17 protein-coding genes are annotated in these 17038 nt (G+C 48.5%); 8 read left to right on the top strand and 9 right to left on the bottom strand.

Features of this window, described 5'->3' with window-relative positions:
* Positions 1 to 112: 112 nt before the first annotated feature.
* Entirely contained in the window at positions 113 to 1558 is a 1446-nt protein-coding gene (locus H6F56_RS27100) for a protein kinase domain-containing protein (protein ID WP_190668539.1), read from the top strand.
* Positions 1559 to 1702: 144 nt separating this feature from the next.
* On the opposite strand, the gene H6F56_RS12505 is transcribed toward H6F56_RS27100, so the two are convergent.
* The 7 genes from H6F56_RS12505 to H6F56_RS12475 all read right to left on the bottom strand — a co-directional run bounded on the left by H6F56_RS12505 (position 1703) and on the right by H6F56_RS12475 (position 6935).
* Positions 1703 to 2416 carry a DUF2996 domain-containing protein gene (locus H6F56_RS12505; RefSeq protein WP_190668536.1) on the bottom strand — a complete coding sequence of 238 codons (714 nt, stop codon included), beginning with the start codon at positions 2414 to 2416 and terminating at the stop codon, positions 1703 to 1705.
* 47 nt (positions 2417 to 2463) lie between these two features.
* Positions 2464 to 2739 carry a MoaD/ThiS family protein gene (locus H6F56_RS12500; protein WP_190668533.1) on the bottom strand — a complete coding sequence of 92 codons (276 nt, stop codon included), beginning with the start codon at positions 2737 to 2739 and terminating at the stop codon, positions 2464 to 2466.
* An 87-nt stretch (positions 2740 to 2826) separates the two neighbouring features.
* Positions 2827 to 4131 carry a threonine synthase gene (gene thrC / locus H6F56_RS12495; protein WP_190668530.1) on the bottom strand — a complete coding sequence of 435 codons (1305 nt, stop codon included), beginning with the start codon at positions 4129 to 4131 and terminating at the stop codon, positions 2827 to 2829.
* A gap of 186 nt (positions 4132 to 4317) precedes the next feature.
* The gene (locus H6F56_RS12490) at positions 4318 to 4578 is read right to left on the bottom strand and encodes a MoaD/ThiS family protein (protein WP_190668528.1); all 261 of its coding nucleotides are present in this window, start codon (positions 4576 to 4578) and stop codon (positions 4318 to 4320) included.
* Between the two features lie 338 nt (positions 4579 to 4916).
* A complete protein-coding gene (locus H6F56_RS27040) occupies positions 4917 to 5531 on the bottom strand; it encodes a calcium-binding protein (protein WP_190668526.1) in 615 nt (204 codons plus the stop codon).
* Positions 5528 to 5878, bottom strand: a complete 351-nt coding sequence (locus tag H6F56_RS12480) for a hypothetical protein (RefSeq protein ID WP_190668523.1) — start codon at positions 5876 to 5878, stop codon at positions 5528 to 5530. Before H6F56_RS12480 ends, H6F56_RS27040 begins: the two co-directional genes overlap by 4 nt.
* Before the next feature lie 181 nt (positions 5879 to 6059).
* A complete protein-coding gene (locus H6F56_RS12475) occupies positions 6060 to 6935 on the bottom strand; it encodes a DUF4347 domain-containing protein (protein ID WP_190668521.1) in 876 nt (291 codons plus the stop codon).
* Positions 6936 to 7823: 888 nt separating this feature from the next.
* Between H6F56_RS12475 and H6F56_RS12470 the strand changes: the two genes are divergently transcribed.
* Entirely contained in the window at positions 7824 to 8453 is a 630-nt protein-coding gene (locus H6F56_RS12470) for a WD40 repeat domain-containing protein (protein ID WP_190668518.1), read from the top strand.
* Positions 8454 to 8795: 342 nt separating this feature from the next.
* Here H6F56_RS12470 and H6F56_RS12465 read toward each other — a convergent pair whose 3' ends face one another.
* Positions 8796 to 10340 carry an ATP-binding protein gene (locus tag H6F56_RS12465; protein WP_190668515.1) on the bottom strand — a complete coding sequence of 515 codons (1545 nt, stop codon included), beginning with the start codon at positions 10338 to 10340 and terminating at the stop codon, positions 8796 to 8798.
* Positions 10337 to 11020 carry a response regulator transcription factor gene (locus H6F56_RS12460; RefSeq protein WP_190668512.1) on the bottom strand — a complete coding sequence of 228 codons (684 nt, stop codon included), beginning with the start codon at positions 11018 to 11020 and terminating at the stop codon, positions 10337 to 10339. The genes H6F56_RS12465 and H6F56_RS12460 overlap by 4 nt, the downstream gene beginning before the upstream one ends.
* A 123-nt stretch (positions 11021 to 11143) precedes the next feature.
* Here H6F56_RS12460 and H6F56_RS12455 point away from each other — a divergent pair, with 123 nt between their 5' ends.
* From H6F56_RS12455 to H6F56_RS12430, 6 genes are all read left to right on the top strand, one after another.
* A complete protein-coding gene (locus tag H6F56_RS12455) occupies positions 11144 to 11389 on the top strand; it encodes a PqqD family peptide modification chaperone (protein WP_190668509.1) in 246 nt (81 codons plus the stop codon).
* The gene (locus H6F56_RS12450; protein WP_199312787.1) at positions 11389 to 12507 is read left to right on the top strand and encodes a hypothetical protein; all 1119 of its coding nucleotides are present in this window, start codon (positions 11389 to 11391) and stop codon (positions 12505 to 12507) included. Before H6F56_RS12455 ends, H6F56_RS12450 begins: the two co-directional genes overlap by 1 nt.
* A gap of 1 nt (position 12508) precedes the next feature.
* Positions 12509 to 13897 (top strand): alanine racemase, encoded by a 1389-nt coding sequence (locus H6F56_RS12445; protein WP_190668506.1) that lies wholly within the window; start codon positions 12509 to 12511, stop codon positions 13895 to 13897.
* Positions 13898 to 13901: 4 nt separating this feature from the next.
* Complete coding sequence (locus H6F56_RS12440; RefSeq protein WP_190668503.1) at positions 13902 to 15068, top strand: urea transporter; 1167 nt, start codon at positions 13902 to 13904, stop codon at positions 15066 to 15068.
* A gap of 90 nt (positions 15069 to 15158) precedes the next feature.
* Complete coding sequence (locus tag H6F56_RS12435; protein WP_190668499.1) at positions 15159 to 15848, top strand: IS1 family transposase; 690 nt, start codon at positions 15159 to 15161, stop codon at positions 15846 to 15848.
* Between the two features lie 78 nt (positions 15849 to 15926).
* A complete protein-coding gene (locus H6F56_RS12430; RefSeq protein ID WP_206753400.1) occupies positions 15927 to 16754 on the top strand; it encodes a M23 family metallopeptidase in 828 nt (275 codons plus the stop codon).
* The last annotated feature ends 284 nt before the right edge of the window (positions 16755 to 17038 follow it).

Here is a 17038-nt window from a genome sequence, read left to right as displayed (position 1 = left end):
TCAAAACGAGACAACTGAGCAATTAGTCCTCTTCAGAGGGTTCAGCAAGAGCGACGCTCAAGGCTTTCGTGTGCAACTATGAAAGAGAGAATCCGAGTCGCGCCTTGCTTGTATGAGCTATTGCCTCAATCCCAACTGCCAGCAGCCGAAGAATCCAGCTCTGGCGACGTTTTGCCAAAGTTGTGGGTCAAAGTTACTTTTGGGAGATCGCTACCGGGCAATTAAACCGATTGACACCGGCGGCTTTGGCAGAACTTTCTTAGGGGTGGATGAGTACAAGCCGTCCAAACCCCGCTGTGTGATTAAGCAGTTTCGCCCCCAAGATCAAAGCGCTCGCAATGCCGAGAAAGCTGCTGAACTATTTCGTCAAGAAGCAGTTCAGCTAGATCAGTTGGGCAAACACCCTCAAATTCCAGAACTGCTGGCCGATTTTCAGCAAGAGGGCCGGCAGTATTTAGTGCAGGAATATATTGACGGGCCGAACTTAGCCCAGCAATTAAACGAGGAAGGTGCGTTTAATGAAACTCAGATCCGCCAACTGTTGAACGATCTGTTGCCGGTGCTGCAATTTGTCCACGAACACCGGGTGATTCACCGCGATATCAAACCTGAGAATATTATTCGCCGGCAAACCTCCCAGCAGAAGGGGGCGAAGGGGGATCTGGTACTCGTTGATTTTGGGGCAGCCAAATCCGCCACCAGCACTTCCCTAGGGCGTGCCGGCACAGTGATTGGGTCAGCCGGCTACGCTGCCCCAGAACAAGCCCTAGGACGGGCGGTTTTTGCCAGTGACTTATATAGTTTGGGCGTCACCTGTATTCATTTATTAACTCAAATTCCTTCCTTCGACTTATTTGACAGCCGAGAGGGTAGTTGGGTGTGGCGGCATTACTTAGTCGATAATCCTGTCAGCCCTCAATTAGGGCAAGTGCTGGACAAACTGCTAGAAAATGCCATTAGCCGGCGCTATCAGTCCGCAGCAGAGGTGTTGAAAGATTTGAATGCGAAATCAATGCCGGCAGCCCCCTCCATCCCATCTATCGAAAATTGGGGGACTCAAAAGCTACAAACCCTCAAAGATGACCCGACTCAAAGACGGCTCGGCATCAGCTATGCACTTTGGGCAGCCGGGTTTTGTGGCCTGGGAGGACTCCACCGATTCTACAACGGCAAGATTGTCACGGGTTTATTGTGGTTTGGCACCGGCAACCTATTTGGCCTGGGCCTAGTCTTGGATTTATTCTTAATTCGGGGAATGGTAGACGAGCAAGAGGCAAAACTGAGAGGAAAATTAGGTGTCTCTGCTGCCGGTGTGCCGCTGACTCAACCTGCCGCCATTGAGCGGATGATGTTCTCTAGCAAACGCAGCCAGACGCTTGTTAAACTGCTGCAAGCTGCCCAAGCAAGGGGCGGTAAACTTTCCGTTACTCAAGCTGTGATGGACACTGGCATTGACTTCGTCGAGGTGGAAGCCGTTTTAAAGGAGATGGCAAAAGACGGCTACGTTAGGGTTGCGAATGATAAAGGGGTTGTGACTTATTGTTTTGACGAACTGTAGAAGGGGCATGGGGCATGGGGCATGGGTCAAGGCTTCGCCAACCTAAAGGGACGAGAATAGAGAATGATTAATAAATAATCGGGAATAATCTCCCACTCTCTTCATGCCCAATGCCCTATCCCCTATGCCCAATGCCCAATGCCCTTAATTCAGCGCCAGCCACTTTTGAGCGTTAAGGCGCTGGACAACGCCAAACACTAATAGATCCAGCGTGACCTTGCGCTCATCAATTAAGAACGGCTCGATTGTGCTTGCCTTTGCGCCACTGTCAGCACAGGAGAACGCTCTTGGGCCTTGAATATCCGCTTTGGGGAAATAAACGTTAAATTGACGCTTTCCGCCTTTCCACCGGCCAATAACTTGCCAGCACTCTTCAGTTGATCCCAAGCCAGAACCTGGGTATTTTTGCTTTTCTAAACTGATATCAACATCTGATATCCCCTGTTTGTTCAGGGCGGTTTTCAGCGCCGGCAAACAGTCTTGATGCATGAAATCAGCAAAGGGCTTGTCTTCAACTCCCGGTGCCTTTTCCTTTTTAGCCGCCTTGGCTGGAGCTTCCTCTCCGTCCGCTTTTTCAGCGGCTTTTTTTCCGGCTGCCGGTTTGTCTGCTGCGTTGGCTTTGGGGGGTTTTGCTGAGGGTTCTCCTTTCGGAGTCGGCTCAGTTGTTCCTACTTCAGCCTCAGCCGGTTTTTGCTCTGTTTGCACGGCTTTGGCATCCGGCATATTTGCACTCGGAAGATCCGTTGCCTGCTCTTCAGAAGTGCTGGGAGCGTGTTCTTCAGAAACGCTGGGAGCTTGCTGTTCTACGGTGCTAGGCGGCTGCTCACCGGCTTCTTTGTAATTCGTTTCTTCTGCCATTGTTCTGAGTGAGTTTTTTATCCTATCTTGCCGATCCTAACAAGGGATTAGCCGCCAGCGACAGCTGGCACAATGCTCACTTCATCCCCATCTTGCAGCGGCGTACTCGTGCCCTCCAAGAAGCGGATGTCTTCACTATTAACGTAAAAATTCAAAAACCGACGCGGTTCCCCGTTATCGTCACACAGACGCGCTTTGATCCCAGGACAGTTTTGCTCTAAAGATTCCAGCAGTTCAGCAACCGTCGTGCCGGTGCATTCCAAGGTGGATTTATCGTTGGTGAACTTTTGTAGCGGGGTGGGAATTAAAACTTTGACGGACATAATTTCTGGTCTGTTCTCTGATTGTCTGTTATCTGCCGACTTTAGATTTTAGACCTATATATCTGATCTAAAATCTAAAATCTAAAATTAAACCAACACTTGTTGCCATTCCAGGCGATCAAGAGTGTGAGAGCGCTCTAGGGCACGCTCGAAGCTGTCGAGTTTTGGCTCAATGGTGAAGGGTTCGCCGATGTAACCCTGCATGGCTTCCTGAGTTTTCAGTCCGTTACCGGTGATGTAAACTACGGTGGTTTCATCGGGATCGATCTTGCCTGCTTCTACCAATTTCTTCAGTACAGCGACGGTGGTGCCGCCGGCAGTTTCGGTGAAAATGCCTTCAGTTTCAGCCAGCAGTTTGATGCCTTCAATAATTTCGGGGTCGCTGACGGATTCAATATTGCCGCCGGTTTTCTTCGCCACTTCGATTGCGTAAATTCCATCAGCCGGGTTGCCAATTGCAATTGACTTGGCAATGGTGTTGGGCTTCACCGGCTTCACAAAGTCGCGTCCTTCCCGGAAAGCTTGGGCAATTGGTGAGCAACCGTCTGCCTGTGCCCCACTGAAGCGGACTGTTTTGTCTTCCACCAGTCCAACTTTGATGAATTCTTGGAAGCCTTTATAAATTTTGGTGAACAGTGAGCCAGAGGCCAGGGGGGCAACGATGTGGTCGGGCAGTTTCCAACCTAGCTGTTCAGCCACTTCAAAGCCGAGGGTTTTTGAGCCTTCGGAATAATAGGGACGCAAATTAATATTGACAAATCCCCAGCCATGCGTATTTGCAACTTCGCAGCAGAGCCTGTTGACTTGATCGTAGTTGCCCTGAACCGCCATCACGGTTGGGCTGTAAATCAAAGTGCCCAAGACTTTCCCGGCTTCGAGATCAGCGGGGATGAACACACAGCAATCTAAACCGGCATGAGCGGCAATTGCAGCGGTAGAGTTTGCTAAGTTGCCGGTGCTAGCGCAGGACACCGTAGAGAAGCCCAACTCTTTGGCGCGGGTGAGTGCGACTGAAACCACCCGATCCTTGAAGCTAAGGGTGGGCATATTCACCGCATCGTTTTTAATATAAAGATTTTTGATGCCCAGCCGGCGAGCCAAACGATTTGCTTTGACGAGAGGGGTCATGCCGGTTCCCACATCGATGGGGTTATCCGTCATCACCGGCAGAAAGGGACGATAGCGCCAAATGGAATTCGGCCCAGCAGCGATACTTTCGCGAGTCACCTGCCGGCGCAGCGCGTCGTAGTCATAGCTCACTTCCAAGGGGCCAAAACACACTTCACAGACGTGTGTCGCTTTGGCTTCATATTCTGCGCCACATTCTTTACATTGAAGGTTCTTGAAAGTGGCGGAAGTTGATTGGGTGTGCTGTTCAGTCGCTAGGGTCATCGGTCAAACCTCTCTGTGTCTCGCTCGGCTGTGGGCTGGTTAGTCTTTTTTTGATTGACCGCTCGATACTAGCACAGGGAAAAATACCCGTCAAATATACCCGACTATTTTTGTCGGGTATAGGAAGCAGGGGAAGCCGGATTGGAAGATAAGGGCATTAAGCCTTTTTAAGGACTAAGCTGTGATTTACCCGCCGCTGACAGGCGGAATAAGTGCAACTTCGTCGCCACTTTGCAGAATGGTGTCTGGTTCGACGAATTGCAGGTTAACGCCAAAGCGGGTGATGTTGCGCCACTGTTGGAGTTGTGGCTGCTCGCTGATGACGCGATCAAGAAGGGCGCTGACGGGGGTGCCAGAGGGAAAGTCCAGCACCAAGTCTGTCACTCCATAAGCTTCTTGATAGGCAGCAAATAGTTTTACGGTGACAGTGATTGAATGTTCAGGCATAAGGACTCAAATGTATTGATTTCAGCTCATTTTAAGATTCCTATACTGCCAAAAACGGAGTAAAAATTCTTAATTCCTCTTTCATCTCCCCATCTCCCCTTATTTCTCAAGGTTTAGTGGCGTGTTAAATTCATGCTTGCCCTAGTTAAGTGAAAGTTCTGAGGCTATGACATTAGCAATGGAATTGAGTCTCAAATAAGTCGCAGAAGCATTAGGGATGGCAACAGAGGAAGTGAGACAAACAGCTAAACTAAAAAAGTGGAGCAACCTAAAAAAGATGGCTCCACTGTGATTAGCCGCTGGACACGTCCAGCATTGATGAATTTTGATCGCTATCCTTAAGCGATTAGCATGAAATCTTCTGGGGCTAAGGTAGGAGTGCCGGCTAGCGTGGCAAATTGCTCACCTGTGCCAAAGTTAGCTGCACTGCCGTTCTCGTTATAGAACAATTTGCCATTGCTGCTGTTATAAACAATCAACCCTTCGCTGGTTGCCGCGCCGGCATCTGTCGTAACAGTGGCAAACTCAGAGATCACGCTAAACCCAGATGCCACCTCACTTGTGAGTGCAGCAAATGTTTGCTTGCTTAAAACGATGCGATCACCGGCAGCGCCTGTGGCAAAATCGTCAATTTGATCAACGCCTACCGATGCTGTAGTAAAGGCACTGCCGGTGCTGTAGAGAAACCAATCTTGGCCGGCACTTCCAGTGAGTATATCGTTGCCCGCACCGCCGTCAAGGGTATCATCACCAGCGTCCCCATTCAAGTTGTCATTGCCGGCTAATCCATCAATGTGATCATTGCCGGCACCTGCGATCAGCGTGTCATCTCGATCTGTACCGACAAGTGAAACATCATTAATGCTCACACCAGAACTTGGAATCGAGGTATCACTTCCGATCAGCGTGTTATCTCCATCTGTACCAACAAGTGAAACATCATCAATGCTCACACCAGAACTTGGAATCGAGGTATCGCTAACAATTTTGACATCATCAAGATTCCAGGAACTGACACTATAAACGCCACTGCTGCCAACATTGAAACCAAAGCGAAGGCATTCGTATTTCCGTGATCGTCGGTTCGGTAGCCGAAGCCATTAAGGGGTGAAGCAACGACTGCCATATCATCTTGGTAAATGGTCGAGCCTTGGCTGTTTTGTCCGTTGTGCCAACTCGTAAGATTTTTGTTATAGCTGACACCCCTAATCGGTGCCCAGCCGGTTACGCCGGTGCCCGATCCTGGATTGTATTCAGCGGTTTTGGTGCCGACGGCATTGTAGGTACTTTGATGGTACAAACCGAGGGCGTGTCCCGCTTCGTGAGAAGTCGCTTCAGCCGTGTATTTAGCGACGCCATTTGCTAAATTTTCCTCAAATACGAAAACCGGCGTGTCCCCGTTCCACCGCCAGGAAGTCAGATAGGCAACACCGCCGGCACCCCTGATTCTTCAAACCAGTCATCCCAAGCCCCGCCAATCACTACGCGATATTATTTGGCCCGTTTAAATTTCCGAGGTCAACAGTGGTTACATCTACATCAAAAGGTGCGTAGTCTTCTGCAACTCGCTTCCAAATTTCTTCAATATTGGCGACTTCTGTGGTCGAAAAAGTATTCAGATCGCTATCGATACTGTAGGCAGGGCTGATAATATCCGCATTGCCGTTGAAGTTGGTATTCCATGCTGTTCCAGAAGTGGTGTGCCCGTCGAAGTCAAGAAATATCTTTGCTGTGGCACCGGGATTGCTGCTGAGTAACGGCAGGGAGGCTAGAGGGACGGTTGGCCCAAGTACAGGTGCCGGTGCGAGTCGTTCTTTATTAATGAACAAGCTGCAACCGGCACAGTTACACGTTGCCAAGTGAGTTTCCCCATTCTGTGAGGCTAGGAGATCTTCTCCTAACCAGCCAGAACGCTTATTTAAATCAAAGCCACCAATGCTGTTATCTGTCGCGTTACCTGTGATGGCGGGGGAAACAGCAACATCAGCACCTGTCAATAAACTTAGCTTTTGCACAACCAGCTCATTGACTGCTACATTTCGCCCAGACAAAAGAATATTTGCATCTGCACTCAGGGATGCGCCCCACTTTTGCAAATAAGCCATGACTTGCGGGCTTTCTAGGGCACCGGCATCTAAAGTGGTATTACCGAGCTGTAAACTGCCTAAACTGTCGTCCAAAATAATGTGAAGGTTAGCAACATTCGTGCGATTTGCTAAAACTTCTGTAATTTGGGCGATTACATCTTTTGTGGGGTCGAGGGTAAAAACTTCTGCTCCCGCTTCAGTTACGGGAATAAAATCTTGATAGTTTTCAACAGTTGAGCCAACAAAAATAAGACTGATTGTGCTGTTCATTGCTGTCATTGTTTCTAGGTATTAAATCGATATCGCGTAGCCGGTGGAAGCCCGCCTCATGGGGAGCAGTTCAATTTTGTAAAAAATGCAACTAAAATTTGCATTGACACAGATTCAACACGCTGGCGCGTGTTATCAAAGTCCACGCCGACAGACTGGGTTTGTGTAGCTGCGTTAAGGTACATACCCCACGGGCATAGCCTTAGGCATCGCGTTGCGTAGAAATTTTCAATTGCCGGTTACATTGGCTATTTACTTTGGGGAAGAGTCTCGGCTTTAGAACTTAGATGCTGAATCACTAGCCGTAACTTTCTATTTAGAACGGGAGATCGCCGCCTACTATTCTGCTATCGCTGCTCTTTTGGGAAGCCTCAAAGCCCAAGAGCATACTTGCTGAAACGCAGAGCGGATAAAATCTGAAGATTAATGCACCCCATAGAGACTTACGAGCTTACGGAAGCTTTTCTCTAGATGTTTGTTTTTACTGATCCGTTGAGGTTCAGCTCAAAACTAAAACAAAGATAGCTGATGCTTTTTCAGGCTGTCTGTGGGAAAAAATAATAAAAAATCATGGTTTTTAAGGAAATGATGAGTTATATCTAATGTACTGACAGTAGAAATACGGTTTAAACTGGGGTGAGCGAGTTAGACCAAGTCGAGGGGTCAATCCGTGAGTAAGGGCGCAGAGGCAGTGGCCTTACAGGGATGAATGACACTGGGTATCCAGATAAAACAAGCCGAAGCTAGCGAAAACTGCCAAATTTGTTACAACGGGTGCATTTCACTTGGGGACTAATAGGGCATTACCAAGCGGGACAGCCGCAAAATAGGTACTACCCTTGTTTGTTGGTCAAACAAAGATAATCCCTTCTATGAAACGCTGTTGCCATGAAAGTTGAAGAAGCTTTAGCAATTTTAGATCAGGTACTCTGGCCCCAACGCTTAAATAAGGTTCAAGAGATAGTTTTACGCCATGCTTGGAAAGGGCTGACTTACCAGCAGATGGCAAAAACTTCTGATTATGATGCTGATTACATCCGCGATACTGGCTCTAAGCTGTGGCAATTGCTCAGTCAAACATTAGGTGAAAAAGTTACTAAAAATAACGTTCAGTCAGTTTTACGGGGCAGAACAACGCAAAGGAAACCTGTTCTGGAAACCGTTCTGGAATCTATTTCAGGGTCAGAATCTATCCGCGATCACAGTCACACGCGGATTGCTTCAGTTGCTTTGTGTCCTCAAAGTCAGAAAATCGCCTGTGGCAGTGGAGACGGAACGATTAAGCTTTGGGACGTTAATACAGATTGCTGCCTGAACACGTTTCAGGGTCATACGGATGTGGTGTCTTCGATTGCTTTCAGTTCAGACGGTAAAACTTTAGTGAGTGGCAGCTTTGATGAGACGATCAAGTTATGGGATGTCAATATCGGCAACTGTTTAAAAACCCTGAGAATTGCCCAACCTTATGAGGCTATGCAGATTACCGACCTCAGGGATTTAAATGAGCCGGTGATATGAACTTTAAAAGCACTGGAGGCTATTGAATTAGCAGAGAATTTCCATAAATCTTCTCTAGCCGGCGAAAATTTCTTTCCACTTCAGACCAAAAAGAGCGATTGTGAAGGCCGGTACAGAGAAGTTTTTTAAGAGATATTCTGGTCATACCGAATTCTTTGTCCCCGAATCAGCAGACATGAAATAATCGCGCTGGAATCCTTTTAAATTTTAGAAAGGGGGCAAACTCATTCTCCTCCTATTGTTATTTAATGGGAGATATTGACTTTGCTAAAAACAAAATTTTTAGTGAGAAATTTGCATCAAAATCAATAACATTCTCCATGATTGATTTCGTATTTAATTTTACGCGTGTTCTGGCTTGAACTTAATTGATTGAATAGCCGGCAATGTCAGAGTAAAAGCCGTTTGACCGGCAGGCGTGGAGTCTAGCTTCAAGTCGCCACCGTGAGCGCGAGCAATTTCTCTCGACAAACTTAAGCCTAAACCCAGTCCTTCAATTTGGTGAGTGCGACTCGGATCTCCCCGATAGAAACGCTCAAAAAGTCGCTGCCGGTCACGCGCAGAAATATCTCGTGAACTATTGCTCACTTTGACAGAAATCGTACCTTTTTTGCGTTGTGTCTCAATCCGCAGCCAACCCTTGGGCAAATTGTATTTAATCGCATTGTTCGTTAAATTGTGCAAAACCTGCAGCAGCAAATCACGATCACCCTTTAACAATAATGCCGGCTCAACCGTTGAGAATACCTGCAAATCAGGCGCGAGCATTTCCACATCCTCAGTTAAATCAGCCAAGATTTTCGACAAATTTACCTCAACTAAGAGCAAACGCATTTGACCGGCATCTGCCAGCGACAGCAACAAGAGTTTGCGAACGATTTCTCGGAGGTGAGAAACTTCATCCAGCAAATGACCCAAGTTTTCCTGTAATTCCGAACCGGGTTCAGCTTGTTGCAGCGTCCGTTCCAACTGCCCTTGTAAAATTGATAGAGGAGTTTTGAGTTCGTGGGCGGCATCAGCACTAAAGCGAGAAGCCTGCTTGAAACTACGTTCGAGACGTTCCATCATTTGGTTGAAAACTTGTAGCAGTTCGCGAAACTCCACATCTGCTGTGCCGGTTGAAATGCGCCGGTCTAGCCCTGTTGCACTCACCTGCTGGATCTTTGCACTTACTTCCCGCAGCGGCTTTAAGGCGGTCCCTGAAAGCGCCCACGCCCCAAACGCCACTGCCACAAGCCCCACCGGCACTGAAATTAGAAAGCCGTTGCGGATCGCACTCATTTCTCGGTCAATTCCCTCCAAACTGATTGCAGTCCCAATTCGAGGCAGCGGTGGTATCAGCACACCCACACGCCAAGCCGCATTGTGACTAGATTTCGTCATCACTTTAATCTGTCTTGCCATCTGGTCATTCAGTTGAGCCGGCAGTTCCTCTGGGAAACGTGACGGCGGTTCCCCAAAACCACTGGCTGCCTCTTGCCTAGGTTGCGGAAGCGGGTGGTTTCCAGGCTGCTGCGGAAACGGTCTAGGTTGTGGCGGTAATTGCCCAGACGGGGGCAACCAAGTTGTAGCGAGATCCACAGAAGACGGCCAGTTGCTAGATTGATAGATGGTTTCCCCTTGCCGGCCAGCCACTAGCACACCGATGGGCGTCTGAGAATCTGTGCCCAACACAGAGGGTAACTCTTTCTCGTAGAACGACCAGTTGGTATGTTCAGGCCGGCGCAAAGCTTGTTGTAGCAACTGGCTTCTAATGTCGCTGTCGAGGCGAGTCAGTTTTGCTTGATAAATCAGCATAAAAGATACCCCTGCAAAACCGGCCAAAGCAGTGCCGGCCAACATTGCAGATAGCAGCGCAATTCGCAGGCGAAAAGAATGCAACTTCATGATCCGGACTCCGGCTTACGAAACCGATAACCAACTCCGCGCACGCTTTCGAGCCAGTCATCCCCGCCTACGCGTTCCAGCTTTTTCCGCAACCGCTGAATGCAGACATCCACCAAATTCGTGTTGGTGTCAAAATCGTAACCCCAGACGTGTTCAAGAATTTGTGTGCGGGTAAATACCCGTCCCGGCGAACGCATGAGGTACTCCAGCAAATTAAACTCGCGGGCAGTCAGTTCCACCAACTGGTTATTGCAGGTGACTTCGCGGCTAATGCGATCCAGCGCCAGAGTCCCAACATGCAGCACATTCTGGCGTTCCCCAGACACACGGCGCACTACTGCATGAATACGGGCAATTAGTTCTTGGACAAAAAACGGTTTGGATAAATAGTCGTCTGCGCCCAGATTAAGACCTTCGAGCCGGTCATCAAGTTCGTTACGAGCCGTCAGCAAAATCACTGGTACATTCCGACCGGCCCGACGCAGGCTTTTGAGGATAGCCAATCCATCCTTCCCAGGCAACATAATGTCGAGTACCACCACATCATATTCGTTGTCCATTGCGCGCATATAACCCTCATTGCCGCAGTCGCAATAATCCACAACAAAACCTTGTTCCTTCAAGCCGGCGCAGACAAAGTTGCCAATTTTCGCTTCGTCTTCGACATACAGGATATTCATAGGCTTTTATTTTACTGCCACCCTAGTTTGAGCAAAATTATAAAAGTGTAATCCAGAAGCAAGGCAATCTGTAATTTTTGGCGAACTGAATTAAAACAGTTGACACCTACAGAGGAACTGCAAATGACGCACACTCAATTACTTGATGTTACCGAAGACGGATTTGCTTTTGACCCGCGCACCGGGGAAAGTTACACCTTGAATCCTTGTGAGTGGCTAGTGTTGCAGCGTTTGCAGCTCGGTGAAAACCAAAACCAAGTTGCCGATTTTCTCTCAGAAAAATTTGGAATTCCCCAAAGCGCTGCCCAACGAGATGTAGCAGACTTTTTTGGGCAACTCAATTTATTTGGACTGGAAGGAGGGAAGTGATGACACACCTAACATCCTTGGAAAATATATCCGATTCAGATGCCCAACAGTACCCAACTTCAGCAGCTTCCAAAATCCAAAAGACTTTAACTGTTACCGTCACCGGCATCAATGCGATAGACAATCCTGGCCCTGGTACTGGCGTTGCCAGAAGCTTGCGAGAAGATCAAGAATTATCGATCAAAATTATTGGTCTGGCTTACGATGCGATGGAACCGGGGCTTTATATGGATTGGCTATTTGATCGCCGCTATATAATGCCCTATCCCTCCACCGAACCAGAGATTTTCTTAGAGCGGTTGCGGCAGATTAAAGAGCAAATTGGGCTAGATTGTATCATTCCCAATTTTGATGTGGAGTTGCCACTTTACATTCGCTATTCCCAAGAACTAGAAGCGTTGGGTATTCGCGTTTATTTGCCGACTAAAGTGCAATTTGCTTTACGAAATAAAGTAAATCTTGTAGAAGCAGCTAGCGCTTTTGGTCTCAGCACTCCCAAAACAATCTCAGTAACTTCGGCGCGTGAACTAGATGAAGCAACAGCGGAATTAGGATTTCCGTTGATGATTAAAGGCCCGTATTACAAAGCGTATCGAGTCGCGACCAATGGCGAGGCATTGCAGCGGTTTCACCAGTTAGCATCGGAATGGGGATATCCGATTCTTTTACAGCAAATTGTTAACGGAATTGAGCTAAATTTGGTGGGAGTCGGAGATGGGAAAGGCAAGCATCTCGGCATGGTGACGATTAAAAAGATGAGCGTGACCGAACTCGGAAAAGTTTGGAGCGCGATCACGATCCATCATCCAGATTTATTGGCAGCAGCCGAGGCATTTTTACAGCATACCAACTGGAAAGGGCCGTTTGAATTGGAATGTATTGCCTCACGCGACGGCACGATTTATCTGATTGAAATTAACCCCCGTTTTCCAGCATGGGCGTACTTTGCAACGGGCGTGGGAATTAATTTGCCCTCACGTTTGGTGCGTGCAGCGATGGGCTTACCTCTGCCGGCACTCCCTACTTATGCTGCCGGCAAATTATTCATGCGCTACACCTACGAAATCATTACAGATACCACACCTTTACAAACATTAGTCACAACAGGAGAGGGATAAAATGCAGATTCAATACCAAAAACCGGCGATCCAAAAATTGCACAGCGGCTTGATGAATAAGTTTGCCGGCGCAATTCCTCCCCAGCGTCGTGTAAAAACAGCCGTTGCCGGCATCTCTGTCGATGATCTGGTTACCCAATTTGGTTCACCGCTGTTTGTTTATTCAGAACGAACCCTGCGCCGACAGTTCCGCACCATTCGCAATGCGTTTGCCACCCGTTACCCTGATGTCACGTTTGGTTGGTCTTACAAAACCAATTACTTAAAAGCAATTTGCGCGATTTTGCACCAGGAAGGCGCGATGGCGGAACTGGTGTCAAAAATGGAATATGACAAAGCCAAAGCCCTAGGAATTCCCGGAAATCAAATTATTTTTAACGGGCCGCACAAACCTTTTGAAACTCTGGAAGCGGCGGTTAAAGATAGCGTCATCATTAATATTGATCATTTAGATGAAATTGAAGATTTAGAGGCAATTTCTACTCGCCTCGGACAAGTGATTTCGGTTGGACTTCGACTCAATTTAGATGTGGGAATTCAACCCCGGTGGTCGCGTTTTGGCTTTAATTTAGAATCGGGTCAAGCAATGGACGTGATTCGGCGCATCCAAAATGGCGGCAAATTGCGCGTCAGAGGACTGCACAGCCACATCGGCACCTTTATCACCGAACCGGCAGCTTATGGCCGGCAGGTGGAGAAAATGGTGAAGTTTGGCTACGAAATTGAAGCCGCTTGCGGCTGGCGAATGGAGTACATCGATATTGGTGGCGGCTTGCCTTCCCGCAGCCGATTAAAAGGCAGTTACCACGCAGCAGAGGTGTTATTGCCGCACATTGACGAATATGCAGAGGCGGTGTGCGATGCGCTGTGGGCGAACTTGAAACCCGGACTTACTCCAAAATTAATTGTCGAGTCGGGACGGGCGGTGGTTGATGAAGCCGGCACGCTGATCACGACGGTTTGCGGCACGAAGCGGCTTCCTGACGGCACTCGTGCTTATGTGGTGGATGCCGGCGTCAACTTGCTCTTTACCAGCTTTTGGTATCGCTTTGATATTGCCCTAGATCGCCATGTTGCCGGTGTTTGCGAACCATCAGTGATTTACGGGCCAATGTGCATGAACATTGATGTGGTGGATGAAGCGATTTCTTTGCCACCTCTGTCTCGCGGGACGCGGTTCGTCATCTCCACGGTAGGCGCGTACAACAACACGCAATGGCTGCAATTCATAGAATACCGGCCCAATGTGGTTTTGGTAACAGAAGCCGGCAACGTTGAACTGATTCGTGCTGCGGAAGACCTCAGCGACTTGGAACGCCGGGAATATTTGCCGCCCTTTCTGGCACCGAATGCAGGTTTGCAGTCCTTTAGCAGCACTCAGGGAGATTAAGAATATGGGAGGTTTGCATTCTCGCTCCATTCTAGGCCGGCTAAAGTTGCCAGCCCAAAAACAACCGAATTCTCAGGCCGGCAAAATCCAAAATTCAAAATCCAAAATCCAAAATCAGCGAACCTCCCCTCTACAGGTATTGCCGCGCCCGTGGCAGCAGTTTCTCCGGCACCTGTCGGCTGCTGTGTGCGCTGCGACTGCCGAAATCCTCTTCCTACGTGGTGTTCAAACAGGGGCGCTGCTGCTAGCGGCGATGCTGCTGCAACCTGGTGTGCTGCTGATGGGATTGATGGGGGTGCTGGCAGCCGTTGCCTTTGCAAAGATGGCGCAACTAAAGCAAAGTTATCTCGACCGCGCACCCTTTTTATTTAATCCGTTTCTAGCAGGGTTGAGCGTTGGTTACCTATTTCAACCGGCAGTTGCATCCCTGTTTCTGGCGGCGGCTGCCGGCGTGATGGCGTTTATTTTAACGTGGGCGCTGTCACACATTTTGCATACATTTTTGTTTTTGCCGGTGTTAAGTTTGCCGTTTATTGCCGTGAGTTGGATTGTGCATTTAGCGGCGTTTCGTTATGCCGGCTTACAACCGGCAATTGTGCCAGCTTACGCATATTCTGTCGGCTTGCCGTTGCCTTTTGAAGGCTTTCTGCGGACACTCGGGCTGATTTTTTTCTTGCCGAATGTCTGGGTGGGGACGGCGGTGGCGTTGCTACTGTTACGAAATTCGCGAATTCAGTTTTTGCTGGCGGTCTCTGGCTATGCGTTAGGAACCTTTATTCGGGCAACACTAACCGGCACCTTTGCCTATGTTTACTACGATCCATCTGCCTTAAATTTTATTTTGGTGGTATTAGCACTAGGTGGATTTTATTTGCTGCCTTCTCCCAGCAGTTACGCATTAGCTGCCCTTGGTGTTGCGCTGGCGGCTGTTTTGGGGGAAGCCGCGAGTGTATTCTGGGCGGCGGTGGCGCTGCCGGTGCACGCGCTGCCTTACAATTTGGTGACTTTGTTGCTGCTTTACGTGTTGGGGTTGGCCGGCTATCGCTTGTTGGCGAGATTTCCCCAGTCTTCGCCAGAAATGACCCTAGACTCCGAACTCACGGCGAAGATTGCGGTATCAGGGCAGTGGCAGAACGTTTGCCGGCTGCTGGACTGTATGGCAGGGGTTTGACGGGCAATGGACACATCAGGGTTTGTGGCGCTACGCCTATGATTTTTGGCGTTGCTGAAAGAGTAATGCTAGGTTGAGTACAATAAAGTCATGAAATGTCCTCAATGTCACTCCACTCAAACCGCTAAAAACGGGCATCGTCGTGGCAGACAATGCTACAAGTGCAAGCAGTGTTCTCGTCAATTCCTTGAGTCCTACCGTCGGTGGGCTTACTCCGACGATGTCAAGCAACTGTGCATCAAAATGTATCTCAATGGCATGGGGTTGCGCGGCATCGAACGAGTCACCGAGATTCATCACACCACTGTCATGCACTGGATTCGAGAGGCAGGACACCAACTCAGTGATGCCCCCGAAGCTGAAGAAATCCCAGAAGTAAGCGACTTGGATGAACTGCAAACCTTTGTGGGCAACAAGCGCAACAAGATTTGGATTTGGACTGCAGTCAATCACTTTCAAGCAGGTATTTTGGCATGGGTAATCGGTGATCGCAGTGCGGCAACCTTCGAGTCGTTGTGGTTGATTGTCAAGTGCTGGCAGTGTTTCTTCTATGTCACTGATGGCTGGAAGGTTTACCCAATGTTCTTCGATGCGGGTGACCAGATGATCAGCAAAACCTATATGACCCGCGTGGAAAGCGAGAACACCCGTCTACAGCACTACTTAGCACGATTGCACCGCAAGACCCTGTGCTATTCCAAGTCTGTCGAGATGCTGAAGTGTTCACTTCGGTTACTGCTTCATTACTTAAAGTACCGAACGGTTCCCCTGCCAGCTTAGTTCCTTACACTTTCAGCAACGCCTGATTTTTTAATTCAAGATGAGAACGGTTGCACGTATCGCGGCAGTGGCTTGGAATTGAAAGATTATTATGCGTTTCAAAAGCCGGTTCTGTCGCCGGTTCGGGGCTGGGTTGTTCGAGTGGTGAAAGATTTAGCGGACTGTGCAACCGGCAGCGTCGATCAAGATAATAACTGGGGCAACTGCGTTGTGCTTTACGACGAGCGCGGTTTTTATGTCGAAATTTCCCATTTCGCTCAAAATAGCATTGTAGTGAATTTGGGTGATCGCATCGAGCGCGGTGCTTTACTCGGACGTTGCGGTAATTCTAGCTATTCTCCTCAACCGCACATTCACGTTCAGGTACAACTCACGCCTGAATTGGGTGCAGCAACGGTTCCGTTCAGTTTTGCTAATCTCAATGTGGATGGGGAATTTCAGGCTGAAAGTGTGCCGGTGGAAGGAAACGCACTTGAACCTGTTGCTTCTGCTGCTTCCTTGGTGCAGGTGTTCACATTTCCCCTTGAAACCCAACTGCATTTTACGATGATGGAAAAGAATCGAGTGATCGGCCAGATTGTTGCCACAGTCAGGATGGCTGTGGATGGTTCCTTTTATCTCGACTCTGGCAAAGGGAAATTATTTTTTAGCCGGAATGAGGATTGCTTTATGTTCCACCGTTTAGAGGGAAACGAGCCGGCGTTGGCACTACTATTTATGGCAATGCCTAAACTTCCCTTGACAACTCCTGAAATTGGACAGCAATGGAATGACTACTTGCCAATCAGTCTCGTAACAACAGGACTGCGCCGGCTCCTGTACCAATTTGGCAGTTCGTTTTACTCTCGACTCGCATCGGCTGGCTATACAGGTCAGTGGGAATCTCATGATAGGCTGAGAGTTTAATCCCAAGAACTCCTAAACAAATATTAACCCTTACTTCTTTTACGAGTGATGGGCAATTTCTGAGCGTGAGTGCCGATGATCAATCCCTACTGTGCTACAAATATTAACGAATGCTTGACTTACGCTAGCTAGTCTAAATTGGTTACCATCGTTCCAGCGCGTAAGATGCCGGCAATCTATGGTTTATCACAGCAAAGAAGCCAATGAGTCGTTACAAAAAAAAGCCTAAAACTTATTTGGAAAATAGGTTTAAGAAGATTATAGTCTTTTTAATAATAGGTTTT

The sequence above is a fragment of the Microcoleus sp. FACHB-672 genome (assembly GCF_014695725.1).
Lineage (GTDB): Bacteria > Cyanobacteriota > Cyanobacteriia > Cyanobacteriales > Oscillatoriaceae > FACHB-68.
Note: the sequence above shows the minus strand (reverse complement) of the source record. Positions and strands in the feature narration are given on the sequence as shown.

Excerpts from the sequence above, each read along its gene's own strand:
- H6F56_RS12475 (WP_190668521.1), bottom strand. The coding sequence starts at position 6,935 with ATGAACAGCACAATCAGTCTTATTTTTGTTGGCTCAACTGTTGAAAAC.
- H6F56_RS12465 (WP_190668515.1), bottom strand. The coding sequence starts at position 10,340 with ATGAAGTTGCATTCTTTTCGCCTGCGAATTGCGCTGCTATCTGCAATG.
- H6F56_RS12435 (WP_190668499.1), top strand. The coding sequence starts at position 15,159 with ATGAAATGTCCTCAATGTCACTCCACTCAAACCGCTAAAAACGGGCAT.
- H6F56_RS12440 (WP_190668503.1), top strand. The coding sequence starts at position 13,902 with ATGGGAGGTTTGCATTCTCGCTCCATTCTAGGCCGGCTAAAGTTGCCA.
- H6F56_RS12500 (WP_190668533.1), bottom strand. The coding sequence starts at position 2,739 with ATGTCCGTCAAAGTTTTAATTCCCACCCCGCTACAAAAGTTCACCAAC.
- H6F56_RS12505 (WP_190668536.1), bottom strand. The coding sequence starts at position 2,416 with ATGGCAGAAGAAACGAATTACAAAGAAGCCGGTGAGCAGCCGCCTAGC.
- H6F56_RS27100 (WP_190668539.1), top strand. The coding sequence starts at position 113 with ATGAGCTATTGCCTCAATCCCAACTGCCAGCAGCCGAAGAATCCAGCT.
- H6F56_RS12445 (WP_190668506.1), top strand. The coding sequence starts at position 12,509 with ATGCAGATTCAATACCAAAAACCGGCGATCCAAAAATTGCACAGCGGC.
- thrC (WP_190668530.1), bottom strand. The coding sequence starts at position 4,131 with ATGACCCTAGCGACTGAACAGCACACCCAATCAACTTCCGCCACTTTC.
- H6F56_RS12490 (WP_190668528.1), bottom strand. The coding sequence starts at position 4,578 with ATGCCTGAACATTCAATCACTGTCACCGTAAAACTATTTGCTGCCTAT.
- H6F56_RS12450 (WP_199312787.1), top strand. The coding sequence starts at position 11,389 with ATGACACACCTAACATCCTTGGAAAATATATCCGATTCAGATGCCCAA.
- H6F56_RS12470 (WP_190668518.1), top strand. The coding sequence starts at position 7,824 with ATGAAAGTTGAAGAAGCTTTAGCAATTTTAGATCAGGTACTCTGGCCC.
- H6F56_RS12460 (WP_190668512.1), bottom strand. The coding sequence starts at position 11,020 with ATGAATATCCTGTATGTCGAAGACGAAGCGAAAATTGGCAACTTTGTC.
- H6F56_RS12455 (WP_190668509.1), top strand. The coding sequence starts at position 11,144 with ATGACGCACACTCAATTACTTGATGTTACCGAAGACGGATTTGCTTTT.